The sequence below is a fragment of the Agrobacterium rubi TR3 = NBRC 13261 genome (genome assembly GCF_000739935.1).
GTDB classification, from domain to species: Bacteria; Pseudomonadota; Alphaproteobacteria; order Rhizobiales; family Rhizobiaceae; genus Agrobacterium; species Agrobacterium rubi.
This window is the reverse complement of the sequence record NZ_BBJU01000020.1, coordinates 21,143-36,019: the sequence shown is the minus strand read 5'-3', so window position 1 is coordinate 36,019 and position 14,877 is coordinate 21,143. Positions and strand designations below refer to the sequence as shown.

Sequence of the window (14,877 nt, the reverse complement as noted above, 5' to 3'; positions counted from 1 at the left end):
GAATGCCTGCAGGTTCTACCCGGCCGTCCTATTTGCCAGAGACTGGCGAGACAGCCGATCTCATCCATCAATTCGATTGGTCCACGACCTCATTGGGACCCATTGAACAATGGAGTTCCACCGTTCGAACAGCGGTGGCCATGATGTTGCGCTCTCCCGTCGCCATCGCCACGCTGTGGGGTGATGACGGCATCATGATCTACAATGACGCCTATGTGGAAATCGCCGGCAAGAGACATCCGGGCTTGCTGGGCGCCAAGCTGCGCGAAGGCTGGCCGGAAGCCGCCAATTTCAACGATGCGGTCATGAAAACCGGCATGGCGGGCAAAACGCTGTCCTACAAGGATCAGGAATTCACTCTTTTCAGAAATGGTGGCCCCGAACACGTCTGGCTGGATCTCGATTATTCGCCCGTGGTCGATGATGAAGGTGTCACCGTCGGTGTCTTCGCTGTCGTGAGAGACACGTCCGAGCGGGTGAAGGCGTCCCATCAGCTGGAGGCGCTGAATGAAGACCTCGAGCGTCAGGTTCTGGAGCGGGTGCTCGAACAGGGCACGACCTGGAACATAAACCCGGATATGCTGGCCGTCGTCAGCATGGAAGGCCGCTTTTTGGCCACCAACCCCGCATGGGGCAAGACGCTTGGATACAGTGCTCAAGACATGCGCGGTTTTGCCTATACCGACCTGTTGCATCCTGACGATATTCCGCATGCCAAGGCAGCTTTGGCTAAGCTGATCGCAGGTGAGGCGGTGATCGAGGCTGAGAACAGATACCGGGCAAAGAACGGTGTCTATAGATGGTTTTCGTGGGTCTGTGTTCCCGACCACGGCAAGATTTATTGCATCATTCGTGACGTGACCGATGAGAAAACGGCGCGTGCCGAGCGCGATCAGCTCTGGCGACTGTCACAGGACATGTTGGCCCGTGCGAGCTATGATGGAGAACTGTCGGCCGTCAATCCTGCCTGGAGCGTGGTTTTAGGCTGGAGCGAGCTGGAGCTGTTGCGCAATCCCTACGCCGATATCATTCATCCCGAGGACGTGGCAGGAACGACGGCTGCGCTAATGGAGATGGCGAAAACAGGCCACCCGACGCGTTTTGAAAACCGGGTCTTGACCAAGACCGGCGTCTGGACACCCATCGACTGGACGGTCTCGCCGGAGGCAGACAACGTCAATTTCATTGCCGTCGGCCGTGATCTCTCAGAATACAAAGCCCGTGAGGCCGAACTCGTGGATGCCCAGGAGCAATTGCGTCAAGCACAGAAGATCGAGGCCATCGGTCAGCTCACCGGTGGTCTGGCGCATGATTTCAACAACATCCTTGCGGGCATCGGCGGAAGTCTGGAGATGATGAAGACGCGGCTTGCACAGGGACGCATCGGCGAGTTGGATCGCTACCTGGTCGAAGCAAGTGCAGCGACAAAGCGCGCCGCCGGACTGACCCAGAGACTGCTGGCCTTTTCGCGCCGCCAGACGCTCGACCCGAAGCCCACCGATCTCAACAGCCTCGTGAACGGTATTCTCGAACTCGTCCATCGCAGTATCGGACCAAGCATCGAGGTCGAAACGGCGTCGGCGCCGGGTCTGTGGACGACCTTTGTGGACGCAGGCCAGCTTGAAAATGCTCTGCTCAACCTGTGCATCAACGCCCGCGATGCCATGCCTGAAGGCGGCAAGATCACCATCGAGACGGGTAATCACTGGCTGGACGAGCGGGCGGCCAAAGAACAGGGCCTGAAAGCCGGCGAATATGTATCCCTGTGCGTCAGCGATACCGGAACCGGCATGTCTGCCGATGTGATGGCGCGCGCCTTCGACCCGTTCTACACGACAAAGCCCATCGGGCAGGGAACGGGCCTTGGCCTTTCCATGGTGCATGGCTTTGCCGGACAATCGGATGGTGCCGTGCGCATCGATTCCAAGGTCGGGCAGGGCACGACGATATGTATTTTCCTGCCGCGCCACAGCATGGACGTCCAAGTCGAGGAAGCCAAAGCCGAGCCACAGTCGCCGACACCGCAATCAAGCGGCGGCGAAACGATCCTTGTGGTCGATGACGAACCGCTGGTGAGAATGATTGCCGTCGAGCAGCTCGAAGATCTCGGCTATGCGGTTCTGGAGGCCGGCGACGGCCCCTCCGCCATGGCAATTCTCAACTCCGATCAACGGATCGATTTGCTCGTTACCGATGTCGGATTGCCCAATGGCATGAACGGTCGTCAACTGGCTGAAGCGGCACGTCTGTCGCGGCCTGATCTCGGTGTGCTGTTCATTACCGGTTACGCCGAAAACGCCGTTCTCAACCACGGTCATCTGGATCACGGCATGCACGTGATGACGAAACCCTTCCAGATGGATGTGTTCGCGCGCAAGGTAAACGACCTGATTGGACGCTCCTCTTGAGCGTCCTTCTGACCTTTCGACCCCAAACGTTCAGGGAGCGTCGATGAGCGAGATATGGCTGGCATCCGGCGTCTTCATCTGTCTCCTGTCAGCCTCGCTCGGTGCCATGGCGATTTCGCCGCGTCTGTCTGCGCGCCACAAGGACGATGAAACCAATGCGGTGATCCGTCTGGTTGCCAATATCTTTGTGGTCATGACCTCTCTGGTCTTCGGTCTGATGATCAACTCGTCGAAGAATACCTTCGAGACCGTCAACGCCAACGCGCACTCCTATGCGACCAACCTGATCCTGCTCGATCAGTCGCTGCGCAACTACGGTATTGGCGGTCGGGAAGCACGCGGCGCGCTGGTGGACTATATCGATAAAGCGATTGCGCAACCCGCGCGCGCCGATGACAGCTTGAGAGGTTTGCCCGATCCGGCAGGACAAGCGATGGACCGGCTGTCGGATGCGCTCGTCACCATTCAGCCGTCAGATACTTATCATCAGGATCTCGCCTCGGACATCAGGCGACAGTTCCAGCGCGTGATGGAGCAACGCTGGACAATCATCGAGCAATCCGAAGGCGTGATCCCCATGCCGCTCGTCGGCATACTGGTTGCCTGGCTCGTGCTGATTTTCGGAAGCTTCGGTTACCGCGCCCCCAGAAACGCCATCGTCGTCACATCCTTCATCATCGCTGCCACGCTTCTGGCGGCGGCCTTCTATCTCGTCCTGGACATGGACATACCGTTCCGGGGTTTCATCCAGGTATCGGATGAACCACTCAGGCGTGCCTTGGCCGAAGTCCGTCAATAACGTCTGGCTTCAGGTGGCTTCCATAACCACCTGAAGCATCAGCGATATCAAGGCGCGAGATCACCCACGCGCTTGGCCGGAATGCTGTCAGCCGTGGTGGCGGCAGGAGCAGCCGCAGCCGCCTGCGACAGCGCTGCCATATCGATCTGTGGTGGGGTCGGCAGTTGTAGATGTTCGCTGGTATAGGCCCATTCCTGCATGACCTTTTCAGGATCGGCATTCAGCTTCGTGCCATAGCTTGGAACGATCTGGTGGATTTTGGCCTGCCATTCGGGGCTCGCGACCTTTTCGGCGAAGACCTTTTCCAGAACCTGCAGCATGATGGGAGCAGCCGTGGACGCACCCGGCGAAGCGCCGAGCAGAGCGGCAATGCTGCCATCCTTGGCGCTGACGATTTCCGTGCCGAGCTTCAGCACGCCGCCCTTGTCGGCATCGCGCTTGATGATCTGCACGCGCTGACCTGCCTGCCACAGACGCCATTCGCCCTGTTTCGCACCGGGGAAATATTCCTGCAACGCCGCAAAGCGGTCGTCGTCGGACAGCATCAACTGTCCCGCCAGATACTCCACCAGCGGATATTCATCCATGCCAACGCTCATCATCGGCCATGCATTGCTCATGGTGGTCGAGGTCAGCAGGTCGAAATACGAGCCTTCCTTCAGGAACTTGGTGGAGAACGTCGCAAAAGGTCCAAACAGGATGACGCGCTTGCCGCCGATGACGCGTGTGTCGAGGTGCGGAACCGACATGGGCGGAGAGCCGACTGATGCCTTGCCATAGGCCTTGGCCAGATGCAGCATGGTTACGTCAGGGTTCTCGTTGACGAGGAACGAACCGCCGACCGGGAAGCCTGCGTAATCCTCACCTTCGGGAATGCCGGACATCTGCAACAGGTGCAGCGCGCCGCCACCGGCACCGACGAAGAGGAACTTCGCATCCACTGTGTGGGTGCTGCCATCCTTCGTGTTGCTGTAGCTCACGCGCCATGTGCCATCGGCATTGCGCTCGATGCCATCGACTTCGCTGGAAACCTGAAGGTTGAAATTCTCTTGGCTCTTCAGATGGGCAACGAACTGGCGGGTGATCTCACCGAATTCCATATCGGTGCCCAGCGGAGACCATGTCGCGCCAATCTTCTGGCCGGGATCGCGGCCTTCCATCATCAGCGGAACCCATTTCTTGATCTCTTCCGGATCGCTGGAATATTGCATGCCGGCAAACAGCGGGCTGGCCTTCAGCGCCTCGTAGCGCTTTTCCAGATAGGAGATGTTCTCGTCACCCCACACGAAGCTCATATGTGGAGTGTGGTTGATAAAGGAACGTGGGTTTTTCAGCACGCCATTGCGCACCTGCCATGCCCAGAACTGGCGGGAAATCTGGAAGGATTCGTTGATTTCAACGGCCTTGGAAATATCGATGCCGCCATTGGCGGTTTCAGGCGTGTAGTTCAGTTCTGCTAGAGCAGAGTGGCCCGTACCGGCATTGTTCCAGCCATTGGAGCTTTCCATGGCCACGGCGTCCAGACGCTCCAGCATTTCGATGGACCATGTCGGTTCAAGCTCATGCAGCCAAACGCCAAGCGTGGCACTCATGATTCCGCCACCAATCAGCAAAACATCGACTTTTTTGTCCGCAGTCTGAGCCAGCGCTGCTGCGCCCGGCACGGTCGCCGCAGCAAGGCCTGCCAGCGCGGTACCCAGCACCTGGCGGCGGTTCATGGTCAGTGTGTCGCGAGAAAATCCGGTGGTCAGGCCGTTGCCCTTGTCTTTTATGGTCACGTCTTTTCCTAAGCTCTTGATGATTTTCAATTGTGCGGCGCAATAACGCAATCAATCCTGTAAGACAACTCTTGCAATACACCCGCTTGCTGACGCAGTCTGAGCAAGGGCGCGGCTTGGCGAAGGAATAAGCCGTGTCGAAAAGCGGGCGTAAAAGTGACGCCTGCGACATTTTGCCTTATTTTTCCGTATCATAAGGCTGCGGTGATGTGCCGCCACGGCCAAAGCATTACAATCTGTGCGAAGCATGCAATGCTAATATAGGGCGGCATGCGCAAAACGCATAACAGATGTGCAGAGCCGATTTCTGGATAAACGTCGCCGTGCCCGGTTCTTCCGCCTATCGCGTCAATCCACAAAAAAGCCCGCCGAAGTGACCTTCCGCGGGCGATTTTGTTGGGATAGAGCGGCCTTTAGTCGGCAGCGAGGAATTCGGCGCAATAGCTCGGGCCGTTCACGCCTGGGCGATCCGATACCGTGCGGATGGAGCGGATGTTGTAATCCGAACCCACCGTCAGCTGCACGGTGCAGGAGAGATAGACTTTGCGGGCAGACGACACCTGGCGACCGCGCTTGCCATCCTTGGTTTCGTCAAACTTCGCCGGGATCGTCGTGGTCTTGTAACCGCCGCGCCAGTTGAACGTGGTCGTGCTACCGGTATCGACATCGCTCAGCGGTGGGCCGAATTTGGCGAAGAAAACGCCAGCCGACTTGCCGACCCAGCGGGTTTCCACAGCGTTCTTTGGAGCAAGCGAAGGGGTGGTGGTCGTGCAAGCGGAAAGGGCAATGGCCAGCCCTGCCAATGTTACGCTGCGAAAACGCATGTCGAATTATCCTTGTTGAGCCGTTTCCGGTTGTTGCGGGAGATCATGATCCCCTAGCAGATTTGACGGCATGCAACAGACACCCAGTGCGCTTTGACGAATATTTTTCGCCACAATTGCTTTTTTGTAACGATTGAACGCGTTTTTCCACGCCATTCGCAGGCATTTGAAAAATTCAAACACCCCGCTTGTCGGGAAAAAAGCGCTGGTTTATAGAAAATCATCTGGTCGCGGAGTGTAGCGCAGTCTGGTAGCGCACGTCGTTCGGGACGACGGGGTCGGAGGTTCGAATCCTCTCACTCCGACCAAACTTTCGAGCGCAGACATCGTCTTTTCATCTGCCTATCCCACCCAACTTTGAGTTGGTGCATAAGCTTCGCGAAAGCCGGGCTCTATATCCCTTTTTCCACAGTCTGCCGGGCTGTTCGTTCATGAGGAGAGCAGCGCTGGCGGGTAGCAAGAGACTCACCCCGCATCCGTCCTCGGGCTCGAGAATTTCCTGCCGACGAGGGTGCGCGTATCCGCCACCCATGTCAGGGTGAATTCTTCCAGAGAGGCGATGTCAGTCGATATTCACAGGCGGTCGCGCAATGTCCAGTTCAGAAATCCTACTCTCAATTTGTGTGCCGACCTATAACAGGCAGTTTCTGCTCGAGCGGAATGTCAATTTCCATCTGGAATGGTTTCGCAGACTTGGTATGTCGTTCGAGATTGTCCTTGTTGACGATTGCTCGACCGATGGCACCGCCGACTACATCAAGACCCTCGCCGATGTTCCCGAAGTCAGCGCCTACAGACGCGTCAAAAACTCCGGCTTCGTCAGCAACTATGCTTTTGCCATGCGCCGCGCGCGCGGCCGCTACGCCGTATTTCTAGGCGATGACGACCTGCTGATCCCTGAAAAGGTCAAAGAATATGTTGAGATCATGCAGGCTGAGCCCAGCATCGGTATGGTGCAGGCGCCATGGTTGCTGGTGGATGCCCGTGGCGGTCAGCGCGATATCGGGCCGTTCTACCGCATTCCCGGCCCGACACGCCATTCGAAGGCGGACTTCTCGTCCTTCCTCAACTTCATCTTCAACCACCATGTGTTCCCAGAGTTTCTGATCGTTCGTCGCGATGTTCTGGCAAAGTCCATATCCAGCGCGACCCCGTTCATTTTCTGGGCTTACCTCTATACGGTCCGTGCGCTCGACAAGGCCGATGTCCTTTTCATGCCGGAACCCTTTGCACGCGTCACCGCCATCTCCGATGATCCCAGAATGCAGCAGGGCAACAATGAGTGCATGTTCCAGTGGGACACCTATCGCGGCGGCATCGAGTTTTTGGCGGCGCAGATGTGGAAAAACAAGATACCGTCCACTTACGAACGCGACGACTTCGTCCGCCGTCTGACCGAATTCATGATGCAGCGACAGGGCGTCGCCTTGCGACTGCATATCGAAGCGCGCAACTGGCCTGAAGCCTACATCCTCTATAACCGCATGGCCGCTTACCAGAACGTGCCTCTGGCTGGCACCTCGATCGATACGATCCAGAAACTCGCCGGCCTCGTCGTCGCGGCCAAAGAAGCAGCTGCCTTCAGCGATCAGCTCATCATCATCGACCCGGCCGTCGGCAACGATATCGTCGATCTCCTGCCGCCCGCCGTAAAAGACCGCATCACCCGCGAACTGCCATCCCACGACGATGGCCCCCGCGCCTGGCTTCGCCTCGACCCGCGCTTCGGTGAACCTCTCAAGCGTAGTGATGCGGCGTTTGATCTGCCTGCTTATCTGGAGCAGTTCATCTGACGGGGTGTATCGACAGTTCGGGGCAAGGCTGACGTGTTAACGGTGGGAATGTTTTGTAAGCAGAGAAGTCGAAAATGGATTCTGTGATGAAAATGAATTCCCCACTTGCCTTGGTGTCTGACCATTCTCCATTGGTCGGAACGCAGCCCAGCAGAATACCGGTCGATCTCGAAGTGCCGACGACATGGTTTCCGTCGCCGCTGGATGGTGATCGTCATCGGGCGATGTTCTCGCAGTTTTGCTCGGTTCTCGCGTCCCGCCCGATCGATGTTCATCTCAAGCCGGTCGCGCATGGGATGCACAATGTCCCACGCCGTGCGCGCGCGAACGGGGTGGTGTTTTCCTATCACTCCATCGGTACCGAGCAGAATGTCTGGCGAATCAAAGAAACGCCGATTGCCGGCTGGTATTCATTCGATCCGAACGGGTTTTCCGGCTGGAGTTCGCTTGCAAAGTTTCCGACATCGCACCTTTCACGGATTAGAGGATGCGATCCTGAAGCCAGTCGCGCCTATGTCCAGCGTCTGAAAGACAATCTGCGCCGTCAAAACGTGTCGAAATACAGCCAGTCGACCGAAGCCTTTGGGCTTGATCGCCCCTATGTCTATTTCCCATTGCAGCTTATTGACGATCCTGTCAGCGAGTTTTGCAGACTGAATCCTTTTGATGTCATTGTTCGAGCGGCCGAGCTGGCTCAGAAAAGTGGCTATTTCCTCGTTTTGAAACGGCACCCCTTGTGCCGTTCGGCCGTCGTCAAGGAAGTGTTGGAAGAAGTTCAGAAAGCATTCTCCTCAGTCGTCGTGTCAAATGCCTCGATCCATCAGCATCTTGAAGGATGCCGGTCCGTCATCGTCGCGAACTCCGGCGTGGGCTTGGAAGCTTTGATGTATTCGAAGCCCGTTTTCTCCTTTGCGGCGAGCGAATACGAGCTTGCGACAACGGCGATCGGTTCGCTGGACGAGCTCGACGCAGCGTTTGCCGCAGAGCTGCCAGATAATTCGGCCTGGATGGCGCAATTTCTGCACTACTATTTGGAATATTGCTGCTTTTCGATTTACGACAACAACAGTCTCGAGCGGCACGTCAGTCGTGCCCTGGCGGGCGTGTCCGCTAACGTAGTCAAGGTAGGCTCAGACGAAAGCGAGGCCGGTGTGCATCAAGACAATGATCGTCTCAGCGCGGCTCTTGCGGATGCGCAGGCCGAAAATGCAAATCTGCGCCAAGTTGCAACACAGGCCGTCGAATTGGCGGCCCGCCTGAAAAAGCAGGCGGAATCTCAAGGCGGACAGTCCACAGGTTCTGGACATACGGTCGCCGCAGCCACGGAGGTTGCGACGCGCCTGCACGCGGGAGGCTTGGCTGCCAGCTTTGGCGAGACGATCCTGGGAACGACCATTCGCTCCGCCTATTCGGCTTATGCGGACATGGCTATGACCGCAATGCGGTCTCCTGAGCTGAGGCGCCATGTGGAAGTCGAGATGCTGACCTCGGCCTATGCTGCGGGTATGGACCCGACACTTACGCACAAAAACCGGACGGCCACGGATTATCAGCGGCTACACGATCATGACCGCGGCTATCAGGACAACAACTGGCTTGTTGACCACTGCGATGTCATTGCCTCCGTCAATCCTGGTGTCGTCATTGAAATCGGCTGCGGCAATGGCCGGTTCCTCCGCAAAATCGCTTCCGTCGTTCCCAATGTCATCGGTCTCGACTGGGCGCGTGCGCCACAGCTCGCGGTCATTCCGAACAATGTCGAGTTCCGGACAGCAGACGTTTTGAAGGATGATATCCCGACCGGACATGTGTGTGTGTCTGCCGACGTTCTCGAGCATTTCGAACCGCATGCCTTGCCCGCACTCGTGAAGAAACTGCATGAAGCGGCTCGCTACAATTATCACGTGATTGCGTGCTACGACGACGGACACAGCCATTGTTCCGTTTTCCATCCTGGGCAATGGCTTGCCTTGTTCAAGACAATCTCGCCGGACTATCGACTGGTCGCGACCATAACCCGTCCGGGCAGGCCTGATCGCATTGCCTGCGTCATCACCAACATTTCAGGGGCTGAAAAGTTCTTTCCAAAGCTCGGCCCGCTCACGGGCAGCTGGGAAACCGATACCGGACAGAAAATCACCTTTGCCAACAATTTCACCTTCGAAGTGGGTGGGGAAACAGCGGGTGCTTGGTTCCCCATGGCAAACGGAACGGGTGCCATGAAATGGACCGCCGGTAACATCGATTACGTCTCGTTGAACACTGACGGTGGCACTCTGGGTGTGAAGAATATGGAAGGCGCGACATTCTCCGTCAAACGAACGGTGTGAGAGCGCTCAAGCCACTGAAATAACTGTCAAAATTAAGAGACGCCGGATCAATCCGACGCCTCTTTTTTGGTTTAATCCAACTCGTCCAGCAACCGCGACGCCGTTGCAGCACTTGTCCTGCGGACTTCGATTTCGTCTCTGCGGCTGGAAAGCTGTTCGCTGGCCAACAGTGCTTCGGCCAGATCGGCAGGAAGCGAGATGACGACGCGTTCTCCCTGGGAAATCTTGCCCGTCTCGGCACGTCTGCCGAGGATCATTCCGCCCGCGACGGTGTTGTTGGTGTCGGGGTCGATCAGGATGAAGGAGCCGGTGGAACGGTTCTGTTCGTAAGGGTCGAAAATCGCCGTTTCGTCGAAGGAAAGGCGGACCTTGCCGATGGCGTTCATGGCCAGCGTGTCGGTGTGGGCCAGCCACTGACCGTTTTTCAGGTCCAACTGCGTGACCGGTTGCACGCTGACGCGCTGGCGGCGGCTGCCGCTTTTCAGCCAGTAGCGCTTGCCGGGTTCGATGCCGCCGGGCTGGAGCGCCACGATCTGCGCATCGAAGGCGTGACCGGTCTGCGGTTGCGCTTCGATGGAAACGATAACGTCGCCACGCGACACATCCACCTGCCGGTCGAGAACCAGCGTGATGGCATCGCCGGAGACGGCAGCATTGCGCACGAGATCGAAGGTGACGATCTGCTTGACGTTGGCCACCATGCCCGATGGCAGGATGACGACGGAATCACCGGGCTTCACAGCGCCACCGGCGACAGTGCCCTGATATCCACGGAAGCTTTCGCCGGGACGCGACACGCGCTGCACGGGCAGGCGGAAGCCGCCGGTCTGCGTGGATCGTGCCGTTGCCAGTTCCAATGTTTCGGCCAGTGTCGGGCCTTCATACCACGGCATGGAGGGCTTGCCGGAAAGGACGACGTTCTCGCCCTTTAGCGCCGACATGGGGATCGACGTAATTTGCTTTATGCCCAGCGATAGCGCGAACTCGCGGAAGTCATGGGCAATCAGCTCGAACCCGGCCTTGTCATAGTCGGTCAGGTCGATCTTGTTGACGGCCAGCACGAATTGCCGAATGCCCATCAGCGCGGCGATCGTCGCGTGGCGGCGGGTCTGTTCGAGAATGCCGGTGCGGGCATCCACCAGCAGAACCGCCAGATCGGCAGTCGATGCGCCGGTTGCCATGTTGCGGGTATATTGTTCATGGCCGGGTGTGTCGGCAACGATGAAGGCGCGCTTGTCGGTGGCGAAATATCGATAGGCGACATCGATGGTGATGCCCTGTTCGCGCTCGGCCTGAAGACCGTCCAGCAGCAGCGCGAAATCGGGCAGGCCAAGATCGTTCTGCTTGCCGCTGTCGCGGTGAAGCGTGGCGGCTTGGTCTTCCTTGACCGCCTTGGTGTCCCAAAGCAAGCGACCGATCAGCGTGGATTTGCCGTCATCGACGCTGCCGCAGGTGATGAGACGCAAAGGTCGCGTATCGCGCACGGCCTTGGCGGGCTCGACAAAAGGCAGAATGGTGGCGGATTGTGCGTTTGCATTCTGTGTCATCAGAAATAGCCCTCGCGCTTTTTCTTTTCCATGGAGCCGGACTGGTCGCGGTCGATGGCGCGGCCCTGTCGTTCGGAAACGGTGGCGATCTCAAGCTCGGAAATCACCTCGTCCAGCGTCGTCGCCTCGGAGTTGATCGCACCGGTCAGCGGGAAGCAGCCGAGTGTGCGGAAGCGGATCATGCCGTGCTGGATTTCTTCACCGGGCAGCAGCTCCAACCGCTCGTCTTCGGCCAGGATCATCATGCCGTCCCGTTCGACATAAGGGCGCTCTGCGGCGTAATAGAGCGGTACAAGCGGAATGTTCTCAGCCTGAATGTAACGCCAGATATCGACCTCGGTCCAGTTGGACAGCGGGAAGGCGCGAACGCTTTCACCCTGACGCACCATGCCGTTATAGATGTTCCAAAGTTCCGGGCGCTGGTTGCGCGGGTCCCATTTATGATCAGGCGTGCGGAAGGAATAGATGCGCTCCTTGGCGCGGCTGGCTTCTTCATCACGGCGCGCACCGCCGAAGGCAGCGTCGAACTTGCCCGCATCCAGTGCCTGGCGCAGCGCTTCCGTCTTCATGATGTCGGTGTAGAGCGCCGAACCATGGGTGAACGGCGTCACGTTTTCGCTCGCACCACGCGGGTTGGTGTAGGAAATGAGGTCGAGATCGTATTCCTTGACGATGTTGTCGCGAAACTCGATCATTTCCTTGAACTTCCAGCCCGTATTGACGTGGAGAAGCGGGAAGGGGATGCGACCAGGAAAGAATGCCTTGCGCGCCAGATGCAGCAGCACGGACGAATCCTTGCCGATGGAATACAGCATCACTGGATTGTCGAATTCTGCCGCAACTTCGCGGAAAATGTGAATGGCTTCGTTTTCAAGCGCCTTCAGATGTGGATCGAGCGGCTGCTTTGGTGTGCTGACATTGCTGCCTTCCGTCTCCGGAACTGCATTGGACATTGTAAACTCCGGCAATCTGATAAAAGTCTAGGATTGTTGTGAGGCGGCTGAGATGGATGAGGCTTGAGGTGCCTCGGCCACGTGCAGACCGCATTCGCGCTTCTCGTCATTTTCCCACCACCATCGACCGGCGCGTTCCGTTTCGCCGGGCTTGATGGCACGGGTACAGGGCTCGCAACCGATGGATGGATATCCACGGGCGTGGAGAGGATTGACGGGAATGTTTTCCGCAAGAACATGCGCCTTGATCACATCGATATCCCAGTCTGCGATAGCATTGATCTTGATCAGATTGCGCTCGGCGTCGAATTCGGCAAAGGGCGTTGTCGCTCTATTGCCCGACTGGCCCCGGCGAAGACCGGTAATCCAGAAGCTTGCTCCGTCTAGCGCCCGTGCCAGCGGCACCAGCTTGCGCACATGGCAGCAGGCATGACGGGCCTCGACGCTATCGTAAAAACCGTTGATTCCGTATTTTGCGGCAAAGGCATCGACATCATCCTGCGACGGATAAAAGCGCTTGATGGTGATGTCATAACGTTCTTCGGTCTCGCTGATGAGATTGACCGTCTCGGCAAACAGCCGTCCGGTCTCCAAGGTGGAAACCTCGACAGGCAGCCGATGCGTGCCGATGGCAGCCGTAATGACCTGATCCTCGATGCCGAGGCTCGTCGTAAACACCGCCCGCCCGCCAAGCCCCACCACGAATGCCAAGCGCCCTGCCAGATCGAGATTGGCGAGCTCATCATTCAGCGATGCGACGTTGAGGTTGGAAAAATGCTGCGACGAGGTACTGATGGTCATTTCACGGGTTCCGAACATTACTGATCAGAATATCCCCGATATCGGCGTCTTTTTACAGGAATGGCTATGCTTGTGTGGATCGCCAGAGAGCAAATATCTCTCGTGTGCGCAGGATATGCGCAAAAGTCACCCACAGACGTAGTATTGGCGCATCTAGCCTGCCGCATAAAATCGGTTTGCCAGAAAAAAGCAAGATCAATTTGCGATATATTCGCTCATTTTTGTAGATTTCTATTTTGAAAGCCGATTGCTGGTGAGCCGTATGGCTGTAGAGGCCCGAAAAATCATTCCGGTCATAGAAATTTTTTCGATGTCCATGGCGGAAATATGGTAAAAATGCGAATTGATTTTGCGTTGAGCGTCTGTTTCACACACGTCCTGTTGCGTGTTTTGCTCCACTAGCGGCGGTTTTGTTGCCGCTCAAACGACTGTAATGGAAACACTTTTGCGATCGTATCGCACCTGATTGACCAGCCTGTCTTTACAAGTAGTGTTAGGCGCAGAGCATCTAGGAGGGTATCCATGTCCAAATTTCTTTCCGGCCTGAGCGCTATTGTGCTTGGCCTGTCGTTCACTCTGGGTGCAGTCGCAACGGCCTCTGCAGACACCAAGCTGCTGAACGTGTCTTACGATCCGACCCGCGAACTCTATAAGGACTTCAACGAAGCCTTCGCGAAGAAATGGAAAGCCGATACCGGCGAAGATGTCACCATCCAGCAGTCGCACGGCGGCTCTGGCAAGCAGGCCCGCTCGGTCATCGATGGTCTCGAGGCCGATGTGGTCACGCTGGCGCTTCAAAGCGATATCGACGCCATCGTAAAGAACAGCGGCAAGATCAACGCCGACTGGCGTACGCGCCTGCCACACAATTCATCGCCTTACACCTCCACCATCGTGTTCCTCGTTCGCAAGGGCAACCCGAAGGGCATCCACAATTGGGGTGATCTCGTGAAAGGCGATATCCAGATCGTCACGCCAAACCCCAAGACATCGGGTGGCGCGCGCTGGAACTATCTCGCTGCCTGGGCATGGGCCAACGAGGAGTACAAGGGCGATCAGGCCAAGATCAAGGCCTATGTCGGTGAACTCTACAAGCGCGCTCCGGTGCTTGATACGGGTGCCCGCGGCTCGACCGTGACATTTGCACAGCGCCAGATCGGTGACGTACTGCTGGCCTGGGAAAACGAGGCCTATCTGGCCGGTGAGGAATTCGGTAAGGACGAGTTCGAAATCGTCGTTCCGCCCATCTCCATCCTCGCAGAACCGCCGGTCGCCGTGGTTGACAAGAACGTCGATGAGAAGGGCACGCGCAAGGCTGCCGAAGCTTACCTGCAATATCTGTATTCCGACGAAGGGCAGAACATCGCCGCCAAGCACTTCTACCGCCCGTCCAATCCTTCGGTGGTTTCCAAGGATTTGCTGAAGCAACTGCCGGATATCAAGCTCGTCACCATCGACGATCCGCAGTTCGGCGGTTGGGAAAAAGCGCAGCCGGAACATTTTGGTGATGGCGGCATCTTCGATCAGATTTACAAGCCCGCCAAGTAAGCGGATGATATAAAACACCGAACAGGCCGTGCCATCGCATCCTGTCTGGAACGGAAACACGATCGACCGGCCTTGAGGCCGGTCGATGGCGCATAA

Annotated in this window: 10 protein-coding genes and 1 tRNA gene; 6 read left to right on the top strand and 5 right to left on the bottom strand. The window is 57.2% G+C overall.

The features are described from left to right. Nucleotides 1–2: 2 nt before the first annotated feature. Nucleotides 3–2,408 carry a PAS domain S-box protein gene (locus RRU01S_RS16065; RefSeq protein WP_052816099.1) on the top strand — a complete coding sequence of 802 codons (2,406 nt, stop codon included), beginning with the start codon at nucleotides 3–5 and terminating at the stop codon, nucleotides 2,406–2,408. 43 nt (nucleotides 2,409–2,451) lie between these two features. Then, nucleotides 2,452–3,207: a bestrophin-like domain gene (locus tag RRU01S_RS16060; RefSeq protein WP_045231310.1), complete on the top strand. Its 756-nt coding sequence runs from the start codon at nucleotides 2,452–2,454 to the stop codon at nucleotides 3,205–3,207. 47 nt (nucleotides 3,208–3,254) lie between these two features. Here the strand turns inward: RRU01S_RS16060 and mqo are convergent, their stop codons facing one another. Together mqo and RRU01S_RS16050 are read right to left on the bottom strand one after the other, a co-directional pair. Continuing rightward, nucleotides 3,255–4,925: a malate dehydrogenase (quinone) gene (gene mqo / locus RRU01S_RS16055; RefSeq protein ID WP_081880104.1), complete on the bottom strand. Its 1,671-nt coding sequence runs from the start codon at nucleotides 4,923–4,925 to the stop codon at nucleotides 3,255–3,257. Between the two features lie 473 nt (nucleotides 4,926–5,398). After that, entirely contained in the window at nucleotides 5,399–5,809 is a 411-nt protein-coding gene (locus RRU01S_RS16050) for a hypothetical protein (RefSeq protein ID WP_045231309.1), read from the bottom strand. A 231-nt stretch (nucleotides 5,810–6,040) separates the two neighbouring features. Between RRU01S_RS16050 and RRU01S_RS16045 the strand changes: the two genes are divergently transcribed. From RRU01S_RS16045 to RRU01S_RS25030, 3 genes are all read left to right on the top strand, one after another. Continuing rightward, a tRNA-Pro gene (locus RRU01S_RS16045) sits at nucleotides 6,041–6,117 on the top strand. A 282-nt stretch (nucleotides 6,118–6,399) separates the two neighbouring features. Further along, nucleotides 6,400–7,602: a glycosyltransferase family 2 protein gene (locus RRU01S_RS16040; RefSeq protein ID WP_081880102.1), complete on the top strand. Its 1,203-nt coding sequence runs from the start codon at nucleotides 6,400–6,402 to the stop codon at nucleotides 7,600–7,602. A gap of 86 nt (nucleotides 7,603–7,688) precedes the next feature. Next, nucleotides 7,689–9,932, top strand: coding sequence for a capsular polysaccharide export protein, LipB/KpsS family (locus RRU01S_RS25030; protein ID WP_165572237.1), 2,244 nt, complete (start codon nucleotides 7,689–7,691; stop codon nucleotides 9,930–9,932). A gap of 71 nt (nucleotides 9,933–10,003) precedes the next feature. Here RRU01S_RS25030 and cysN read toward each other — a convergent pair whose 3' ends face one another. From cysN to RRU01S_RS16020, 3 genes are read right to left on the bottom strand one after another with little or no spacing between them, the layout of a single operon-like run. Next, the gene (gene cysN, locus RRU01S_RS16030; protein WP_045231307.1) at nucleotides 10,004–11,479 is read right to left on the bottom strand and encodes a sulfate adenylyltransferase subunit CysN; all 1,476 of its coding nucleotides are present in this window, start codon (nucleotides 11,477–11,479) and stop codon (nucleotides 10,004–10,006) included. Next, nucleotides 11,479–12,432 (bottom strand): sulfate adenylyltransferase subunit CysD, encoded by a 954-nt coding sequence (gene cysD / locus RRU01S_RS16025; protein WP_045231306.1) that lies wholly within the window; start codon nucleotides 12,430–12,432, stop codon nucleotides 11,479–11,481. Before cysD ends, cysN begins: the two co-directional genes overlap by 1 nt. Before the next feature lie 27 nt (nucleotides 12,433–12,459). After that, nucleotides 12,460–13,233 carry a phosphoadenylyl-sulfate reductase gene (locus tag RRU01S_RS16020; RefSeq protein WP_045231382.1) on the bottom strand — a complete coding sequence of 258 codons (774 nt, stop codon included), beginning with the start codon at nucleotides 13,231–13,233 and terminating at the stop codon, nucleotides 12,460–12,462. 522 nt (nucleotides 13,234–13,755) lie between these two features. On the opposite strand from RRU01S_RS16020, the gene RRU01S_RS16015 reads away from it, so the two are divergent. Continuing rightward, a complete protein-coding gene (locus RRU01S_RS16015) occupies nucleotides 13,756–14,781 on the top strand; it encodes a sulfate ABC transporter substrate-binding protein (protein WP_045231305.1) in 1,026 nt (341 codons plus the stop codon). Nucleotides 14,782–14,877 lie beyond the last annotated feature (96 nt).